This window comes from Novosphingobium sp. BL-52-GroH, from assembly GCF_044813085.1.
In the GTDB taxonomy this organism is placed as follows: domain Bacteria; phylum Pseudomonadota; class Alphaproteobacteria; order Sphingomonadales; family Sphingomonadaceae; genus Novosphingobium.
In genome coordinates this window covers 123,345-141,833 of record NZ_CP171150.1, presented here as the reverse complement: position 1 = coordinate 141,833, position 18,489 = coordinate 123,345, and the positions used below count along the sequence as shown (strand labels likewise).

Annotated in this window: 16 protein-coding genes, 3 pseudogenes and 1 other annotated feature; of the genes and pseudogenes, 11 read left to right on the top strand and 8 right to left on the bottom strand. The window is 61.3% G+C overall.

Translation table 11 applies throughout. The features are described from left to right. Positions 1-6: 6 nt before the first annotated feature. The 7 genes from ACFFDA_RS08305 to ACFFDA_RS08275 all read left to right on the top strand — a co-directional run bounded on the left by ACFFDA_RS08305 (position 7) and on the right by ACFFDA_RS08275 (position 9,067). Positions 7-1,173, top strand: a complete 1,167-nt coding sequence (locus tag ACFFDA_RS08305; protein WP_404478654.1) for a M20 aminoacylase family protein — start codon at positions 7-9, stop codon at positions 1,171-1,173. 26 nt (positions 1,174-1,199) lie between these two features. Continuing rightward, on the top strand, positions 1,200-2,963 hold the full coding sequence (locus tag ACFFDA_RS08300) for a tannase/feruloyl esterase family alpha/beta hydrolase (RefSeq protein ID WP_404478653.1): 1,764 nt from the start codon (positions 1,200-1,202) through the stop codon (positions 2,961-2,963). A 231-nt stretch (positions 2,964-3,194) separates the two neighbouring features. Continuing rightward, complete coding sequence (locus ACFFDA_RS08295) at positions 3,195-5,411, top strand: TonB-dependent receptor (protein WP_404478652.1); 2,217 nt, start codon at positions 3,195-3,197, stop codon at positions 5,409-5,411. 422 nt (positions 5,412-5,833) lie between these two features. After that, a complete protein-coding gene (locus ACFFDA_RS08290; protein ID WP_404478651.1) occupies positions 5,834-6,742 on the top strand; it encodes an HNH endonuclease in 909 nt (302 codons plus the stop codon). A gap of 117 nt (positions 6,743-6,859) precedes the next feature. Then, positions 6,860-7,447, top strand: a complete 588-nt coding sequence (locus ACFFDA_RS08285) for an AbiEi antitoxin N-terminal domain-containing protein (protein WP_404478763.1) — start codon at positions 6,860-6,862, stop codon at positions 7,445-7,447. Then, a complete protein-coding gene (locus ACFFDA_RS08280; RefSeq protein WP_404478650.1) occupies positions 7,440-7,892 on the top strand; it encodes a nucleotidyl transferase AbiEii/AbiGii toxin family protein in 453 nt (150 codons plus the stop codon). Before ACFFDA_RS08285 ends, ACFFDA_RS08280 begins: the two co-directional genes overlap by 8 nt. Positions 7,893-8,356: 464 nt before the next feature. Next, the gene (locus tag ACFFDA_RS08275; protein ID WP_404478649.1) at positions 8,357-9,067 is read left to right on the top strand and encodes a helix-turn-helix transcriptional regulator; all 711 of its coding nucleotides are present in this window, start codon (positions 8,357-8,359) and stop codon (positions 9,065-9,067) included. Between the two features lie 220 nt (positions 9,068-9,287). Here the strand turns inward: ACFFDA_RS08275 and ACFFDA_RS08270 are convergent. After that, positions 9,288-10,442, bottom strand: a pseudogene (locus ACFFDA_RS08270) (IS3 family transposase). Further along, positions 10,045-10,161 (bottom strand) — a sequence feature (AL1L pseudoknot). It overlaps the preceding pseudogene by 117 nt. Positions 10,443-10,744: 302 nt before the next feature. On the opposite strand from ACFFDA_RS08270, the gene ACFFDA_RS08265 reads away from it, so the two are divergent. The 3 genes from ACFFDA_RS08265 (at position 10,745) to ACFFDA_RS08255 (ending at position 13,790) form a co-directional block, all read left to right on the top strand. After that, positions 10,745-11,251, top strand: a complete 507-nt coding sequence (locus ACFFDA_RS08265) for a nuclear transport factor 2 family protein (RefSeq protein ID WP_404478648.1) — start codon at positions 10,745-10,747, stop codon at positions 11,249-11,251. A gap of 105 nt (positions 11,252-11,356) precedes the next feature. Beyond that, positions 11,357-12,544: an alkene reductase gene (locus tag ACFFDA_RS08260; RefSeq protein ID WP_404478647.1), complete on the top strand. Its 1,188-nt coding sequence runs from the start codon at positions 11,357-11,359 to the stop codon at positions 12,542-12,544. A 211-nt stretch (positions 12,545-12,755) separates the two neighbouring features. Continuing rightward, positions 12,756-13,790: a zinc-binding dehydrogenase gene (locus ACFFDA_RS08255; protein WP_404478645.1), complete on the top strand. Its 1,035-nt coding sequence runs from the start codon at positions 12,756-12,758 to the stop codon at positions 13,788-13,790. A gap of 236 nt (positions 13,791-14,026) precedes the next feature. Here the strand turns inward: ACFFDA_RS08255 and ACFFDA_RS08250 are convergent, their stop codons facing one another. From ACFFDA_RS08250 to ACFFDA_RS08230, 5 genes and pseudogenes are all read right to left on the bottom strand, one after another. Next, a complete protein-coding gene (locus tag ACFFDA_RS08250) occupies positions 14,027-14,215 on the bottom strand; it encodes a transposase domain-containing protein (protein ID WP_404478644.1) in 189 nt (62 codons plus the stop codon). A gap of 134 nt (positions 14,216-14,349) precedes the next feature. Next, positions 14,350-14,975 (bottom strand): annotated as a pseudogene (locus tag ACFFDA_RS08245) (recombinase family protein); the annotation flags it as partial. Then, positions 14,953-15,135 carry a hypothetical protein gene (locus ACFFDA_RS08240; RefSeq protein ID WP_404478643.1) on the bottom strand — a complete coding sequence of 61 codons (183 nt, stop codon included), beginning with the start codon at positions 15,133-15,135 and terminating at the stop codon, positions 14,953-14,955. The gene ACFFDA_RS08240 and the pseudogene ACFFDA_RS08245, both read right to left, overlap by 23 nt. Positions 15,136-15,380: 245 nt before the next feature. Beyond that, complete coding sequence (gene tnpB / locus ACFFDA_RS08235; protein ID WP_404478642.1) at positions 15,381-15,608, bottom strand: IS66 family insertion sequence element accessory protein TnpB; 228 nt, start codon at positions 15,606-15,608, stop codon at positions 15,381-15,383. Beyond that, a complete protein-coding gene (locus ACFFDA_RS08230; RefSeq protein WP_404478641.1) occupies positions 15,605-15,832 on the bottom strand; it encodes a hypothetical protein in 228 nt (75 codons plus the stop codon). The genes tnpB and ACFFDA_RS08230 overlap by 4 nt, the downstream gene beginning before the upstream one ends. Here ACFFDA_RS08230 and ACFFDA_RS08225 point away from each other — a divergent pair. After that, positions 15,829-16,221, top strand: a pseudogene (locus ACFFDA_RS08225) (IS110 family transposase); the annotation flags it as partial. The gene ACFFDA_RS08230 and the pseudogene ACFFDA_RS08225 sit on opposite strands and share 4 nt — an antisense overlap. A 599-nt stretch (positions 16,222-16,820) precedes the next feature. On the opposite strand, the gene ACFFDA_RS08220 reads toward ACFFDA_RS08225, so the two are convergent. Both ACFFDA_RS08220 and ACFFDA_RS08215 read right to left on the bottom strand, forming a co-directional pair. After that, positions 16,821-17,561, bottom strand: coding sequence for an SDR family NAD(P)-dependent oxidoreductase (locus tag ACFFDA_RS08220; protein WP_404478640.1), 741 nt, complete (start codon positions 17,559-17,561; stop codon positions 16,821-16,823). Positions 17,562-17,668: 107 nt separating this feature from the next. After that, the gene (locus ACFFDA_RS08215) at positions 17,669-18,469 is read right to left on the bottom strand and encodes an SDR family NAD(P)-dependent oxidoreductase (RefSeq protein ID WP_404478639.1); all 801 of its coding nucleotides are present in this window, start codon (positions 18,467-18,469) and stop codon (positions 17,669-17,671) included. Positions 18,470-18,489 lie beyond the last annotated feature (20 nt).

Sequence of the window (18,489 nt, the reverse complement as noted above, 5' to 3'; positions counted from 1 at the left end):
AGACACATGACCCTGATTTCCGAAGTCGAGAGCACCGTAGGCCCGCAGATGCTGGAATGGCGCCGCCACCTCCATGCAGCGCCCGAACTGGCCTATCACGAGCATGAGACCGCCGCGCTGGTCGCCGATGTCCTGCGCGATATGGGGCTTGAGGTGCACACCGGCATCGCCGGAACCGGCGTCGTCGCGACCCTCAGCCGGGGCGAGGGGCCGACGCTGGGCCTGCGGGCCGACATGGACGCGTTGCCGGTTCACGAATGCGGGGGTGAGCATCGTCATCACGCCTCTACGCGGCCCGGCGTGATGCATGCCTGCGGGCACGACGGCCACGTCGCCATGCTGCTGGGCGCGGCGCGGGTGCTGGTGGGGGATTCGAACCTCAAGGGCACCATCAACTTCATCTTCCAGCCCGCCGAGGAATGCGGCGGCGGCGGCGCGGCGATGATCGCGGCCGGCCTGTTCGAACGCTTCCCCTGCGACGAGATCTACGCGCTGCATAACTGGCCGGGCCTGCCCGCCGGACACATCGCGGTGCAGCCGGGACCGATGATGGCCTCGCTCGATACCTTCCGGATCACCATCGAGGGCAAGGGCGCCCACGCTGCGATGCCGCACCTGTCGCGCGATCCGATCGTGGCAGGCGCGCAGCTGATCGTGGCGCTGCAGACGATCGTGAGCCGTAACGTCGATCCGCTCGACGCGCTGGTGTTCACCGTCACGCAGGCTCACGCAGGCGACGCGGACAACGTGATTCCGCAGGCAATGCTTCTGCGCGGCACGATCCGCTGCTTCACCGCCAAGGTCCGGAGTTTCGCGCACGGCCGCGTGCGGGAAATCTGCGCAGGGATTGCAGCGGCCACAAATTGCACGATCACTTTCGCGCTCGATGCGGGCTATCCCGCCACCATCAACGCGCCCCCTCAGGCGGAGCGCGCCGCCGATGCCGCCGAGGCTCTGGTGGGCGAGGCGCAAGTGCGCCGCGAAATCCGCCCCTCGATGGCGTCGGAGGATTTCTCTTTCATGCTGCAGGCCGTACCGGGCGCTTATGCGTGGCTGGGTATCGGCGCCGACGCCGCGCCCCTCCACAATCCGGCCTATGATTTCGCGGACGAGGTTCTTTCCACGGGCGCCGCGTACTGGGTGACGCTCGCCCGCCGGGTGCTCTGCGCGTGAAGGATATACACTTGCGGAGAACGCCGATGAAGCAGCGTGCGCTTGTCTGGACCCCGATATTGGCGGGGGCAGCCGCCCTTGGAGTCGCCCTCGTTGGCCTTTCCCCCGCAGGCGGGGCAACGGCATCTGCCGGTTCGCCGGAGCCTGTCGCAGAGGTGCCGGTCTTCGCCGCAGGGCCCGAGCAGCAAGCCGGCGCGGCGGCCTTTGCGGATGCGTGCAATGCCCTGCGCACGGCCCGTCTGCCCAATGGCGAGATCCTGTCCGCACAACCGGTCACTGCCGCTATGGGCGCGAGCTTCTTTCCGAAATCCGGGTTCGGTCCTTCACCCGCAACCGCCGGCACAGTGTTGCCTGCGTTCTGCCGGGTGACCGCGCGCATGAGCCCGGTTCCGGGTAGCCGCATCAATGTGGAAGTATGGCTTCCCGGCCCCGCAGACTGGAACCACCGCTTCCTGGGCACAGGCAATGGCGGCCCGGGCGGCGCCATCAGTTACTACAGCATGGTCGCGGGCCTGCTGCGCGGATTTGCCGTGGCCAATACCGATCTCGGCACGTCTCCGGTGACGACAAAGGCGACCATCTATCCCGCCACCGCCCGGCCTGAGAGCGCCGTCGATCTCGGCCACCGCGCCGATCACCAGATGACGCTGGCCGCCAAGGCTCTCATCCGCACGTTCTACAGGGACGATCCCTCGACCTCGATCTTCACCGGCTGCTCGACCGGCGGGCAGGAGGCGCTGGCGCTCGCGCAGCGCTATCCCGCCGATTACGATGGCATCCTGGCCGGGGCGCCCGCCAACAATCGCACGCACCTGCATTCCTATTTCCTCTGGAACTTCATGGCGCAGCGAGCCGCCGGAAATTCGCTGACGGCAGCGAAGCTGGGGATGGTCCATCGCCGCATGCTGGGCACCTGCGCCGGAAAGGACGGGGGCCTCGCCTCCGATGGTTTCCTGACCGATCCGCGCCAGTGCAAGTTCGACGTGCACACGCTGCCGCGTTGTGCAGGCAACACCGATGGCCCGGAGTGCCTTACGCAGGTCCAGTTCACCGCGCTGCAGAAGCTGCAGGCGGGTCCGACGAATCCCCGGACGGGTGAGCGTATCTTCGCGGGCGTTCCGTTCGGCACGGAGTGGTCGGGTGTCCTCGCCCATGGGGGGGAGGGTTGGCAGAACATCGATTCGTATACCTGGAACTGGACCTTCGGGCACGGCTACGATTATCGCCGCTTCGATTTCGATCGCGATCTCGATCAGGTCGACGCCAACAGTGCCTCCTACCTCAATTCGAACAGCGCAGACCTCGGGGCATTCCGCGATCATGGGGGCAAGCTGATCCTCTATACCGGGACAGCCGATCCGCACATTCCCTACCCGGACACGCTCAACTATTACGAACGCGTCATCGCCGCGAATGGCGGGAGCCTTAAAGCGACGCAGAATTTTGCCCGCTATTACTTCGCCCCGGGTATGGGCCATTGCGGCGGCGGCGGTACGGACGGCACCGGGTTCGGCGACTTCGGCCAGGCAGCATCGGTTCCGGCTGCGATCGAGAACGATGTCATCCTGCAACTCGTGCGCTGGGTTGAATCGGGCGCCGAACCTGCGCCGATAGCCTTGCAGCACCCGGCCGAAGGCGAGAAGATTACGGCACAGCGCCCTCTCTGCGCCTATCCGGCTTTCCCGGATTATGTCGGTGGAGATCAGCGCAAGGCATCCAGCTATCGCTGCGTGGCGCATGCTCGCGGCGGCGTGCCGGTCCCTGCGCCGCGATACCTCAACGCGCCCTGACGTTTCCTCATCCCGATCGGGACGTTACCACCCTGCTGGCCGCCACGTCTGACGTGGCGGCCCTTTTTGTTATGGCGTTCGGACGATTACTGCCGGTGTGTTGCCCAGCAGGCAACACTGGGCTCGATCCCTGGTTGTTCCCAGCCGGAAACCAGCAAGTCACACTGCCTTTCACGGAACCGGAACAATCCGGTCTGCAGGACAGGGTTCACATCAGATGGGGGTCAAATTATGAATAGAGGTCGTACCAACCGTACCGTCGCGCAGCTGTTGCTGGGAGCGTCGCTGTTCGGTTTCACGCAAATCGCCGCAGTGCAGACCGCGTCCGCGCAGACTGCCGAAGCCAATGAGTCCGCAGGCGGCGACATCCTCGTGACCGCGCAGAAGCGCAATGAACGCTCGATCGACGTTCCTGCCTCGATCACTTCGATCGGCGGCGCCGATCTGGAAGCCAAGCAGATCGCGCAGTTGTCCGATCTGGTCGCTTCGGTGCCGGGCCTGTCTATTTCCAACTACGGCGGCCCGGGCATGAACTCGATCCAGCTGCGCGGCCTTGCCGGCTCGTTCTTGGACGATTTCTCCGGCCCGCTTGTGTCCACCTACATCGACGACCTTCCTGTCGGTTCATCGACGGCAGCAGGGCGCGGGAACCTGTTCACGCTCGACCTTCAGCCTTACGATATCGAGGCGCTTGAAGTGCTGCGCGGGCCGCAGGGCACGCTCTACGGTGCGAACTCGATGGGCGGTCTGATCAAATATACGCTCAAGAAGCCCGACCTAAACAATTTCGAAGGCCGCGCCGGTGTGAACCTTGGCTATACCAACGATGCGGGCGGCCTTGCTGTGTCCCCGCGCGCCGCCGTCAACATCCCGATCATCGCCGATACGCTGGCGGTGCGCGCCAGCGTCATCTATGTGAACAAACCCGGCTACATCGACAACGTCGGCACCGGTAAAAAGAACGCCAACAGCTCGGAAACCTATGGCGGGCGCATTTCCGCGCTGCTGCAGGCGACTGACCGCCTTTCTCTGCACACGGGCCTGCTCTACCAGAAGGGCAAGGCCGACGACGTGGCGACCGTGCTCGTCACTGCCGATGGCCTGAACCCGATCTATGGCCCGCAGAAGACCTATTCGGACTTCCCGACCACGATCGATCAGGAAACCACCAACATCACGGCGGGCGCCGACTACGACCTTGACTTCGCCACTTTCACCGTCTCGGCGGGCTGGGCCAAGCTCGACACGCTGCTGAACCAGGACTTCACGTTCTCCACCCAGAGCCAGTTCTACAATCCGGGCGGCTTCGTGCTGTTCGCGCTGGACGGCACCCTGCGCAAGTTCACCACCGAAGCGCGCCTGACCTCGAATGACAAGGGCCCGCTGGAATACACCATCGGCGCCTACTACACCAACGAGCGCGCGGGCGAAGACACCAGCCGTCCTGCCTATGACGCCAACGGCACCTTCATCCCCGACCTCAACATCCAGAGCGGCCACTCGCGCTATCGCTACCGCGAGATTGCGGGCTTCGCCAACCTGACCTACAAGTTGAGCGACAAGTTCGACGTCAGCGCGGGCGGACGCTACACCCGCTACAAGCAGGAAGGCCTTGCCACCACCGGCGGCATCACCGGCGGCGGCTCCAGCCCGGCCGATACCGGCAGCGTCGGCGTCGGCATCTGGAGCGTCAACGCGCGCTACCACATTAACCCGGACCTGATGGCCTTCGCCCGCTTCGCCACCGGCTATCGCCCCGGCGCGTTCAACAGCCCGTCGAGCGCCTGCGACATCCCCGCCGCCAGCGATCCCGACCGCACCGACAACTACGAAGCCGGCCTCAAGGGCCTCCTGTTCGACCGCCGCATGAACTTCGAACTGACCGCCTACCACATCAAGTGGAAGGGCATGCAGCTCAACGTCAGTCAGGTGCAGAACAACAATACCTGCATCTACGTCACCAACGGAGGTTCCGCGACCAGCAACGGGCTCGAATTCAGCTCCGGCTTCAAGGCTACGAAGGATCTGAGCCTCAAAGCCACGCTGACCTATCAGGACGCCTATCTAGATGAGGACCTGCCACTGGCCGGCGGCCAGAAAGGCGACCGACTGCCCCTGTCCTCCAACTGGCAATGGTCGCTGGGCGCGGACTATCGCAAGCCGCTGGATGCCTTCACTCTGCTGGCGGGCGCCGATTATTCGTATAAGGGCCCGTATGACAACTTCTTCCAGAGCCGCGGCGCCTATTACCCATTCAAGTCGCTGAAACTGGCCAGCGCCTACGTCGGAGCGGAAGTGGGAAGCATGACCGTACGGCTGGCCGCGCAGAACCTGTTCAACGAACGGTCTTATGTCGGCATGCAGTATCCCTTCCAGCCTAATAACGGCATTCGGGCTGTCCCCACACTGCCGCGCACCGTGACGCTGAGCCTCGATTACGCATTCTGATCATATGTCGTGAATGCCGGCCCCATTTTTGGATGCGGGCCGGCCCCTTCGATTAACCTCTAGATTGGCGGATTAGCCCAGAGGCGAGGAGAGTGCACCGCTCCCAATTCTGCAATTGACCTCGAGCGAACACAACCTACCCAATCGATCGCCTGCCTACACGCGGGTTGGTGCTATTCGCGTGGATTTACCTGCGTAGTATCGCGGTCGGATCGCAATCCGCCGGTTAGCGGACGGACCGCACCTAGGAACGAAAATTTGGCGGCTTAATGGCGACAAAGGGTCGATGGTGCTTGAGCGAGGAGCCGGTGCGAGACGTCTATCGCTGCTTCGACGCCAACGATGCGGGCTGCGCATGAATTTGGTGCTGCGATTGAAGGTTATCAGTTTCCCGCACCTGCTTATCCGGATATCCGCGTCAGATGGATAAAAGTGTCTTCGTCCATCGTTCGGACTCGATTTATGACGACAGTCCGGCCGAGCGGTATCAGTTTCCCCCGCAGTACCTAAGTCGTGTGAGCGCCTGCATCGGCGATTGGATTATTTATTACGAACCGAGCAAAATCCGGCTTTCGAAGGGGTACTTCGCGGTCGCGAAAGTGGACCAGGCGGTGCCCGATCCTTCTGCACCTGGCATGTATTTGGCCCTGATCGAGCCGGGGTCATACCTGGATTTTGTAAACGTGGTGCCGTTCAACGGCCCACTCGGCATCGTTGAACGCGGGGTCTTGAATGAGGCTAGCAAGATTTCCGGCCGGGCTCAGTCGGAGGTTCGACCGCTTTTGGATCGCGACTTCAATCGGATCATTGATCTTGGCATTGCCGAGGAGGTCGACTTCCTGCCCCGCGTCGGCGGGGTGGCGGCTACATCTGACGCCGAGATGTTGCGCGAAGAACGTCTGTCCTTCGTTCATGAGATCGAGCGTGACCGCGTCGATTATCTCGGCTCACGCCTGGTGCGCGATCGCCTGTTTCGGCGTCGGGTCGTTACGGCCTATGAAGCGCGGTGCGCAATCACGGGCTTGAAGCTCATCAATGGCGGAGGCAGGGCCGAAGTCGAGGCGGCACATATCCGTCCCGTCGAAAAAGGCGGTCCGGATGTCGTGAGCAACGGTCTCGCTTTGTCAGGAACTGTCCACTGGATGTTCGATCGAGGCCTCATCACTCTCGCCGATGATCTTGAAGTTCTCGTCAGCCGCCAGGCAAATGATGGCGAGGCAATCTGGGGCCTGATCAATCGCACCGGCTTTGCGCTTCCTCCGGCGCACATCGCTGACCGGCCGCATCCAAGCTTCCTAAGCTGGCATCGCGAGCACTGCTTCAAGCATTGAATATGGGCGTCCTGTACAGATCGATCTGGAGTGACACGTAACAAAACCTCTGATAGATTTATCTGCAAACCGAGGATTTGTTACGTGCCCGTTGCGCCTGAACCGCAAAATGCCCGACTGCTCCGCCTTCTAGGCGGTGGTACGATGCTGCGCGCTTCAGAACTACGCGCCTCAGGCATCAACCCCCAGACGATCGCCAGGGCAGTTGAAGCCGGAGAGATCGAGCGGATCGGACGGGGCGTTTATCAAAAGCCTGATGCTGATGTCGCCGAAGGCCAGATACTCGCCGAAGCAGCACTCAGGGTTCCCAAAGGAGTCGTCGCGCTTGTCTCTGCCCTCGCGTTCCATGACCTGACTGACCAGATGCCCCGGCGCGTCTGGATGGCGATAGGCGGCAGCGACTGGGCTCCGGTGCAATCCTACCCGCCGATACGACTGGTCCGCTTTACCGATGCCTATCTGCGATCCGGCATCGAGTACCATGCGATCGCGGGCGTGCAAGTGCCGATCTACTCAGTCTCGAAGACCCTGGCGGACGCCTTTCGAAACCCGAAGCTGGTGGACCGATCGATGGCCATCGAAAGCCTGCGTACCGCACTTCGGCTGCACAAGGCGACACCGGCCATGATCGCCGACGCCGCGAAAATGGGCGGAGCCTGGAAAACGATGCAGCCCTACCTCGAAGCGCTCACCTCAAATGGCTAAGGCGCCAGTCAATCTCGCCAAGTCCGTCAAGGATCGCCTGCTCAACATCGCCCGCAAGGAAGGGCGCGCCTTTGACGTAGTGCTGGTGCGCTTCGCCCTCGAACGCCTGCTTTACCGGCTTTCCGTGACCGAGCACCGTGATCGGTTCGTTCTGAAAGGCGGAATGCTCGTCACCGTCTGGATCGAGGACGACAGCCGCGTGACGCGCGATGCCGATTTTCTGGGGCATGGCGATCCCGATCCTGACCGGCTGATCGCGGACTTTCGTCAGATCATGGCAGTCGAGGGTGACGATGGTCTCGTGTTTGATCTGGATGCCTTGTCGGCTGAGGTCATCCGCGAGGATGGAATATGGCGGTGTCCGCCTCAAGACCGCCGCCTATCTACCGTTCCGCCTCGCCTACGGCTCAGCTGCACGGCAATCCGTCACATGCAATGGCATTGATGCGCGAGGGCCTGTAAGGAACAATTACGTGAGGCAACGGTCGTGTTGTTCGGGAACGTTCCTTCGTGAGGCAACACGATTCACCATCCAGTTTGTCGCGGTACAAGCAGGCCACGCAACACGATCTCAGCTTCACGCAGCTCGCCTGATCCCTCCGATTTTCTGGTAAATCGTACGGATCGTGCTTATAAGACCACTATAATCCGCGCTCTTTGACCAGCCTCAGAGATCGCCAAGCCTCACAGACACTTTTTTCGCAGCCTTGGCAATGACGACCTATATCAACCCTCGACCCCTTGCTGCACATGGCATTGGAGAATTGCGCGCTGAACGCGGCAACGGGCGTCGCGCGGCTGACAGTCCCTGGGTGCGGCTGCGTTTACATGCCAAATTATCTGGATAAAATCCGCCTAAAAGCTGGCGATTTAGATCGGCAAAGATCGGGATAGGTAATGAAAAGTCTAATGGAATTTTATCCACGCAAGGTCAGTCACATTGTCGCCTTGGGCGATCTTCAGGATTTGACAAGCAATACCCTGAGCAAGCTTGGATTCAGTTCCTTCATGTTGCGGACGGTGAACCGATCGCACAAAAATGAGGTCTTCGGCGATTTCGACTGGCATCACTTGGCCTACTACAAATCGCACCGATGCGACCTCGTCGATCCCGTTGCACGCCAGGTCGATAGGAGTTGGTGCCCGGTTCTTTGGGATTCACATGATCTCGCGGGCTCCCCGGATGGGCGTTGCGCCGAACTGTTCAAGCGTATACTCAACATAGGTTATGAGCGCGGTGTATCATTTCGCGTCAATGGCCCGTTCGCCCAGCGGCACATATTTGTGGGCGTATTCGATGGCGGAGCAACAAAGTTCAATATGTCGCGCCAAGCCTTGTCCAATGATGTGATGGTGCTGGGCTCGCACTTGGCTCAGGCCTACCAGAGGATCAGCGGTGAGACGGTAAAGCCGCACACATCACTTACGCCACGGGAATCCGAGGCTTTGCGATGGACCTGCCGGGGGAAGACGGCATGGGAGACCGCGACTATCATGGGGGTAACTGAGCGGACTATTACCTTTCACCTGCACAACGCGATGGCCAAGCTGTGCGTGCGAACCAAATATGCAGCATGTCTTAAGGCCTTGGAACTGGGCCTCATTTTATGGGACAGCTAGAGCGTTTTCGAAGCAGGTGGAATTACCTGCTGACTCGGAAAATGCGGTAAAGAAAAAGCCCAGAGCAGCCGAGCCGATGCATTCGGATCGGTCTCTGCTCTGGGCAGTTCTGATGCCATTGGCAGGGGCCGCCATGTAGGGTGGGCGCCGCCCGTTGTCTATGCCAGCGGTTTATCGACCCTGAACCGCCCCGGGATTGCCGGAGGCCAGTTTTCTTAAATTAGGCAGCCAGTGGGACGTCGTCCAGCATGGCGTAGTAGCGATGCTCAGCTTTGACGGGCGGGATGTTTCCGATCGGCTGCAGCAGGCGCCTATTGTTAAGCCAGTCGACCCATTCCAGCGTGGTGTATTCGACGGCTTCGAACGAGCGCCAAGGTCCTCGGCGGTGGATCACTTCAGCTTTGTAGAGGCCGTTGATCGTTTCGGCCAAAGCATTGTCGTAGCTGTCGCCGACGCTGCCGACGGATGGTTCGATGCCGGCTTCAGCAAGGCGTTCGGTGTACTTGATGGACCAGGCCGCCCCGATGAACGGGACGTCGGTCGTGGATAGCCTGCTCCAGCGCATCCAGCACAAAGCTGGCGTGCGCCGTCCTGCTGACGCGCCAGCCCACAACGTAACGGGCGTAGACGTCGATCACGAAGGCAACGTAGACGAACCCCGCCCAGGTAGCGACATATTTGAAGTCGGAGACCCATAGCATGTTTGGCGCCGGAGCATGGAACTGGCGGTTGACCTGATCGAGCGGGCATGGCGCCGCCTTGTCCGAGAGCGTGGTGCGCACCGGCTTGCCGCGGATTACCCCTTGCAGACCAAGATCTCGCATCAACCGCTGCACGGTGCAGCGCGCGACATCGAAGCCCTCGCGCTTCATCTGCCGCTAAACCTTACGCACACCGTAGACAGCTCTTCATCCCGCCGGACACGGGTGGATTGCAAAGCCGGGTCTCGCCGCTTGGCAAGGCGCTCGATAGGTGGATGGGGCGATCGGCAGAACCCTGCAGATCGGCTCGACCCCATAGGCATCACGATGCTCGTCGATAAAGGCGATCATCGTTTGAACGGGCGGTCGAACTCCGCCTGGGCAAAATATGCCGAAGCCTTGCGCAGTATCTCGTTGGCCTGCCGCAGTTCGCGGACTTCACGCTCCAAGGCCTTGAGTTTCTCGGCGGTCTCCGTCGGCACGCCTCCGCGCTTGCCGCTGTCCACCTCGGATTTCTTCACCCATTCCAGCAGCGTGTGCCCGGAACACCCGATCTTCCCGGCCACCGATGTGATCGCAGCCCAGCGAGAGCGATAATCGCCCTCGTGATCCAGTACCATGCGGATCGCCCGCTGCCGAACCTCAGGGGCAAACTTGTTCGTCGTCTTGCTCATTGTAGACCCTCACTCTCAGGAGTTGGGGCCTCCGGCAATCCCAGGGCGGTTCACCCCAAGGTTGAAATCCCTGTCAGAATTTACAGGTACGTTTTGCAAGCCAAATGGTCACAATCGCAGATGACCGGATTCGGCATATCGATCGGTCCGTTGCTCGGCGTCGATTCGTGGGGCACAGCGCTGGCCAAAAAAGTTCTGCCGGAGCCGGGGTAGTTTCTGCTCTTGTAGCGCTTCGTCGTCCTCGAACCGAAGGAAATATGTGCAAGATGGCTAGGCCCAGTTCAACCCAAGAGTGCGGAACCGTGCTTGCCGAACTGCTTGCGAAGCAGGAGATCACCGAACAAATCTACCGCTATTGCCGCGCGATGGACCGCATGGACCGAGAACTCGGCCGGAAGGTCTGGCATGAGGACGGCCGGGCTGACTATGGAACGATCTTTCAGGGCCTGGGATCGGAATTCATCACTTATGTGAACGAATATCACGGGTCGATAATTCAGCACTCGCACCAAGTCAGCAACATACTCATTTCCGTGTCGGGCGAGGCGGCGACCAGCGAATCCTATGTCACTGCAGCACTTCGCTTTGCCGACGGAGACCGAGTGATGCAGGCTACGGCGCGCGGTCGTTATCTGGATAACTGGTCGTTTCGCGACCAACGATGGGCTGTCGACTTGCGCCAGTATGTCCATGATTTCGATGATCGGCGGGAAATCACCGAACAGCGCCTGCCTTCCGGGAGCTATCGCGATGAGCGCGACCCCGTCTATGCACTTGAGCGGCAACTCGCACTCGAAGCGCACGGCTGAATAGCGCCCGCTATCGCGACTATCGACGCCCTCGGACGTGTCCCTGCCGACAGGCGGTAGGTAGGATGCTCGGCTCCGATAGCACCAAATCCATAATGTGATCTTATGGCGCTGACCGCGCTATGCACAGAACAGGACGAACACGAGATGGACGAGAATATTGAAAGGCTGCTGAGCCCATTCTCGCTGGGTAATGTTACTCTGGCCAACCGTGTGGTGATGGCGCCGATGACGCGACAGCGTTCGCGGATCGACGGGATGCCGGTTGACGTCAATCGGCTTTATTACCAGCAACGTGCCAGTGCCGGGCTGATCATTACCGAGGGCCTGTACCCGAGCCTGATGGGCAAGGGCTATGTCTTTGCGCCCGGCCTCGTTTCAGAGGATCATGCAACGGGTTGGCGAGAGGTGACCGATGCCGTGCATGCCGATGGCGGGGTCATTTTCGCCCAGATAATGCATGCCGGACGTATATCCGATCCGCTGATGCTGCCGCAGGGGAATGTGCCGGTCGCCCCATCGTCGGTTCAACCCGATGTGCATGCGCGGCACTATACAGTCAACTCGCCGCGCGCAGCGCGTCCCTATGGTCAGCCGCGCGCGCTTTCGACGTCCGAGGTCTACGACGTCATCGCGGAGTTCGCCCGATGTGCGATGCTGGCACAGGCAGCGGGATTTGACGGCGTCGAAATCCATGCGGCATCGGGCTATCTTCCCATGCAGTTCCTGAGCCCCAACACCAATGTGCGCACGGATGAGTTCGGCGGCTCGATTGCCAACCGAGCGCGGTTTCTTCTCAATATCGTCGATGCGATGCAGAAGGCGACCAATGCGGGGTTCGTCGCGGTTAAGCTGAGCCCCGGATGGACTTATCATGATGTTTTTGACGACGATGCCGAGGAAACCTACGCGCATGTTACGCGCGAACTGTCCTCCAGGGGTCTCGCCTATCTTCATGTCGGCAATTTCGGCCAGCCCTGGGATGTCCATGGCCTGCTTCGCCCCTTGTTCGACGGACCCTATCTGGTCACAAGCGGCTACACCCGATCGAGTGCGGGGGCTCTGATCGCCGCAGGTGGCGCCGACATGGTCGCTTTCGGTCAGAGCTTCATCGCCAATCCCGATCTTGTTAATCGCTTCCGCCATGGCTGGGGGCTCAACCGCCCGGACCGGGCGACCTATTACACCCAAGGCGCAGAAGGATATGTCGATTACCCTCTTTATGGCGAAGAGGGCGATGCGTCGCTCATCGACATCGACTCGCAACCGCTGCCGATCGGGCGCAGCCGCTAATCGAAATGGGAAGGATCGAAGCGACCACCGAATTGCCGGACACGGGATTCGGCCCTGGCTGGATTTCGCCGGATATCCTCGAACAGATCGTATATATGGACGGTCTCGAGCCGGCCGCGCGTGCGGAAGCCGCTGCGGGCAACGCTGCGAGATATGCCAAGGAAAAATCAAGTCGGCTGCGATTTATAGCCCGACAATCAAGGAGACGATCATGAAGGCCGCCTATATGCTCAACAAGGGCATCCATGTGGGAGAACTTCCCGATCCGACCCCGACGGAGGGGCAGGTGCTCGTACGCACCCACCGCTGCGGAATCTGCGCTTCCGACCTTCACCTCGTCCATCATGGCGAACGGATTGTGAAATGGTCGCGCGACTTCAACGGACCATTCCGGATCGACCTTGAGCGCCCCGTGGTGCTAGGCCATGAATTCGTCGCCGAAGTGCTCGAATATGGTCCCCGGACTGAGAAGGCGTTCGAAACGGGGACGCGTGTCACGTCGCTTCTCTCGATCCCGACGCCGCAGGGCGAGAAGGCCTATGTGGGACTCTCGAACGATTTTCCGGGCGGATTCGGCGAGTATATGCTGCTGCCCGCGGATATATTGCGGAAAGTACCGGACTCGCTAGCCACGGACCTCGCGGTGCTGACCGAACCGCTCTCGGTGGGCCTTCATCACGCACGCTACGGCAAGCCGCAGCCGGACGACGTTCCGCTTGTCGTCGGATGTGGCGCCATCGGTCTTGCGGTGATCGCCGGTCTCAAGCTCTTGGGGCTGGGGCCGATCATCGCGACGGATTTCGATGCTTCACGGCGTGAGTTGGCAGGAAAGATGGGTGCAGATGTCGTCTTCGATCCGCGCGAACGCTCACCTTATGTGAATCTGCCGGAAGCCGGAGGGCGTGCGCCGAATGTGATCTACGAATGCGTCGGCGTACCGGGCGTGATGGACCAGATATTGCAGCAGGCGACCTATCGGGCTCGCATCATCAGTGGTGGATGGTGTCTCGAGCCTGACTATATGTTCACGCCTGCAGCCCATACCAAACAGCTGACGATCATGTTCGCGGGCGGGGAGGAGCAGGAGGATTTCGATCTTGCGCTGCATGCGCTTGCGACCGGCAAGGTGGATGGCTCGCACCTACTGGGTTCCACCGTCGGTCTCAGCGGTGTTGCCGCAGCGCTCGAAGGCTTGGCTGATCCCAGAAATCCGATCCGTGTGCTGGTCGATCCTCGGCAAGCCTGAATCACCACTCTGCTGCGGTTGGGGCGCGAGCGGTGGCCAAGGCGATCGCACGGTGGGCGCCACGACAAGCGCGATCTCCACTTCCGGTTGATCGCAGGGGCGCGTGAGCAAGGAAGGCTATACTTTTTGCCTGGCCAAAACCATGGCGCTGCTCATCAGCGGCGCGACGCGCGGACCCGTGCGCGAAGAGGCTGTGCAAATCATGACAGAAATTCGCTCAGCCGTAAGCGCTGTGCTCAGGCCACGGCGGTCCAAGGCATGAGTTCACCGACGGCGTTGGCGGGATGACCCGCTGCGAGCCTGGAGAGCGTCTCGGCGAGCCAGGCATGCGGGTTGATGCCTGAAATCGTGCAGTTCTCGATCAGCGTGGCGATGACCGCCCAGTTGTCGCCGCCTTCGTCAGAGCCTGCTAGAGCGTTTTCCACAATGCCTGAATCGCGAAAGATTCCCTCCGCGCGAAAGTTCTGATTCAGAATCCGCGCTGGGTATGGAGACCGGCATGGATGGCCAGAGCATTGTCGCAGGACTTGCGTGATCGTGTTGTTGCCGCAGTCGAAGGAAACAGCTGGCGCGCGCTACCGAGTTCCTGAACTTGGCGAACACCAGTCGACCCGCCTCTTGGATGTGTTCGTCCGGATCGATCTCGATGGCGCAGATTTCGTTCCAGCGTAGGCCCGGCGGAAGGGCGAAGCGATATTCGCCCCGACGCACCTTGGCATCGCGCGCGGCCAGACCGTGCTGCCGGATCAGGCTGAGCTCGTATTCGGCCATCGTGCCTTTCGGCCCGAGCAAAAGGCGATCGTTGATCAGACGGGGATCGTAGGTGCCATCTGGATCGATGACCAGCGTGCCCGCGAGCGCGCACAGGTCGATCAGGTGGTGCCAGTCGCGTCCGTTGCGTGCGAGGCGCGATGCCTCGATACAATAGACGGCGCCGACATCACCTGTGCAAACCAACCCGACCAGCTTCTCGAAGCCAGGTCGCTCCATGCTGCCCGAGCCGGAACGGCCAAGATCCTCATCGATTACCGTAACGGTCGCAAAGCCGGTTGCGCTCGCCGCACCGGCAAGGTCATATTGGCGGCGCTGGCTCTCAAGATTACCGGTCACCTGCGCCATGGTCGACTGGCGGACGTAAACGACGGCGGCGCGGGAGAGATGATCAGGCGTTACCTTGGTCGTCATCCACGCCTCCCTCGATTGTTGTTGCGCCGATTGCCTCCAGCAGCAGATCGGCCAGCGTCTCCACCACACCCTTCGGGCGCATGCCGTCCAACGGTTTCGGAGTTGGGGGATCGAACTGCAGCTTGAGCTGCGAACTGTTTTGGCGTCGGGTTGCTCGCACGTCCTTTCTCCTTCGATTTTGAAGGAGCCGATGTTGCCCGAGGTTTCCGAGTCTTCCCCAATGCGCCCAGCAATTGCCCCAACTCGGTGAGACCCTCAATGCTGATTTCGGGAGAGCCTTTGACCATGCCGCTGCAATGTTCGGCGTCGAACATCTACAGCGGCACCTCGCGTGAGTAGCCCGGCAATCGGCCTGTGATGATAAGTTTCAGCTGCTTGCCGCTCCGGAGGGGTGCAACCTGCAGTTCAATCCCGAAGACTGGGTGCCACGGATACTCGATCGTATCGCGGCGCAAAGTGTATGCCGAATGTCGGTAAGTGGCTGCGCTTGGCCTGGAACACGTAAATTACGCCAGAATAAGGATCACCGCCGTACTCGACACCGACCAGCGCGGCCAACGCATCGGGGCCCTTGCGGAAATCGACCGGGCGTGTGGCCACTATGACCTTGGCACGTGCGCCGGGTCCGATCATCGGGTAACCCGGAGCGCTTCAATCACCCCGGCATCGGCGCCGCGGCTGATCTTCACCGCAACACCGTCGATCTCCCGTTCCACTGCGCTCGCCTTCGAGCGCCGTCGCTTCTTCGGCCGCTGGATCGCAGGCGTGACCTCCTCTGCGGCAACGGCATCGACGACGGCGGGAACAAAAGCCGGTACGGCCGCGCCCTGGCTCTCCAACTGCTTGCGGAGCTGCACGGCGCCTCGCAACTATCCCTGGCATCGGCCCGGTCGGTGCCACAGCGCTTGCGGCATCGGTGGCAGATCCGAGCCAGTTCAAATCCGGCCGCCAGTTTGCTGCCTGGCTTGGGTTGACGCCGCTTCAGAATTCGAGCGGGGGCAAGGAGCGCCTTGGGCGCATTACAAAGATGGGCGATCGATATCTCCGAAAGCTGCTCGTTATCGGCGCGACCGCGCTGGTCCGTTACGCCAGATCGAGACCTGAAACTGCGGACCCGCATTTCATAGCGCTGCTGGCCAGAAAGCCTGTGAGGGTTGCGACGGTGGCCATGGCTAACAAAACGGCACGCATCGTCTGGGCAATCATGACGCGCGGTGAGGTCTATCGGGCAATGCCGGCAGCCTGACGAAGCACGGGATTAGCTGAGGAAATCAGCTTCACGAGGTTGTGGGAGCGACGCGATGTGATGGCGATACCGGTTAGACCGGGAACAGGGAAAACCAGAGGACGGTCCAAGGCGTCATAGCCTGATAAGCAGAATGGGACCTTGTTCGCGGACTCCATCAGGGCCAGCAGTCTCTATCGACTGCATCAACAGGCCGGACAGAAGACTGCACCCGACCAATTCGCCAAATCATCAAATTGCACTTGCAACGCGGGAGCCATCCACAGAAGACCGTCTCCTGCCCGGAAGAGCTCTGGGCCAGGATCGAAGCCTTGACCCCCGGCGGCCAATCCCGCAGCCGCCCCGCACCATTGAACACTTCGAAGCGGGTCACCCGGCTAGTGCCAGCATCATCACATGGCATCGTCATAGCACCAGCGCCCTCCATCCGATCAGGGCGCGGAGACTCGGCGCTGTGCTTCAGCCCCGCAAGGTGGGGTCGCGGCCCCGCTTACGCTCAACCGAGATGTTGCGGAAATTCGGCTGAGGCAAGCCGCAGCCGTTCGCTGGTCCGGCGCGCCCCTCCGCACGAATATCGCCGCGGGCGCGGCGACCCTCGGTTATGCCGGGGATTGCACGCGCTGCAAGACCTTGGCGCGGAAGTCATATATCCCGCCGGACTGGGTCCATGTCGGCAGGCACATGGGCAACATGGCGGCGGCAATCGCTTCGGGCGGCGGCAAAGTGTTCGGGTCTTCGCCTTCGATGATCGTGGTGCGCATCTGCGTGCGGACGGGGCCGGGGCTGAACAGGTTGGCGCAGATGTTCGTGTCGGCCAGTTCGGCTGACCATACCCGCACCAACGTGTCGAGCGCCGCCTTCGAGCTTGAGTATGGCCCATGCAGCGCCGGCGCGCGATGTGCCACGCTCGAGGTGGTAAACACGGCGCGCCCGGCGTCAGATTTGCGTAGCAGCGGCTCCAGGCAGCGGATAAACTGGAAATTTGCGACCACATTCACGCTGATGATATCGGTGAAAGCGTGCAAGGCCGTGTCGGCGAGCCGTGTCTTCAAGGCCGCGATCCCCGCATTGCCGACAAAGATATCGAGTTTGCCATGTTCGCTGGCGACGCGGTGCGCCAGGCTTTCGATACCGGCGGTGTCCTTGAGGTCGAGTTCGACCGTCGCAATGACACCGCCCATGGCGGCAACCTCGGTCGCCAGTGTATCCAGTCCAGTGTTAGGCAAGGCAACCGCGATGATTTCGGCACCGGCCCGCGCCAGATCAAGCGTAATGGCACGGCCAATGCCGGTGGATGCGCCGGTGACAAGCGCAAGTCGGGATGCAAGCGGTGTGGACATACGACCTCTCTGAATAACTGTTTTACGGCGTGACCTGTTTGAGGGCAACATGGGCAGGTTGCCGGGGTGGTCAACGTAAATACTGCAGTGTGTGTTAAATTTAAATATTATCCGAGGAATTCCGGTGCGCCTGACAGCGCGGGCAGATATTTGCCCAGTGTCATCCCCCCATCGACAATGAGTTCTGTCCCGCAAATATAGGATGCCTCATCGCTGGCTAGAAAGAGCGTGGCTGCCGCGATCTCCTCGGGTTGCGCGATACGTTGTATCGGTTGCCCCGCGAACCGCACCCGCTCGGCCTGGCGGTCCGACTTATCGTCCGGCGTGGTGCCGCGCGCACTCATCGCCGTGTCCACGCCACCGGGAAAGATCGCATTGACCCGAACCCCTCGGTGCCCCAGTTCCATAGCAGCCATTTGCGTGACCCCGCGCAACGCCCATTTGCTTGCGCCATAGGCAAACAGCCCGTTCAGGCCGATCAGGGCCGATGCCGAACAGATGTTGATGACCGCGCCACCACCACCATCGATCATCGCTGGCGCCAGCGTTTTTATGCCCAGCCACGCGCCGATCAGGTTGATGTCGAGCACCTTTTGAAAGTCGGCCTGATCCAGATCGAGCAGCGCGCCGTGATGGACGATCGCGGCATTGTTGACCAGGATGTCGGGCGCGCACCAGTGGTCCTGGGCGAGCGCGGCGAGGGCCTGCCAATCCTCGGGTGACTGGACGTCCAAGTGGCAGAACAGCGCGTTCGGTCCCAGCGCCTGCACAAGCGCCTTGCCTTCGTCCGCTTTAATATCAGCCACCACGACCCGGGCACCCTCGTCAATGAACCGGCGGGCGGTGACGGCCCCCTGTCCCTGCGCTGCTCCGGTGATGACGGCAACCCGCCGCTCCAGTCTTCCCATTGATCTGTTCCTTAATTACC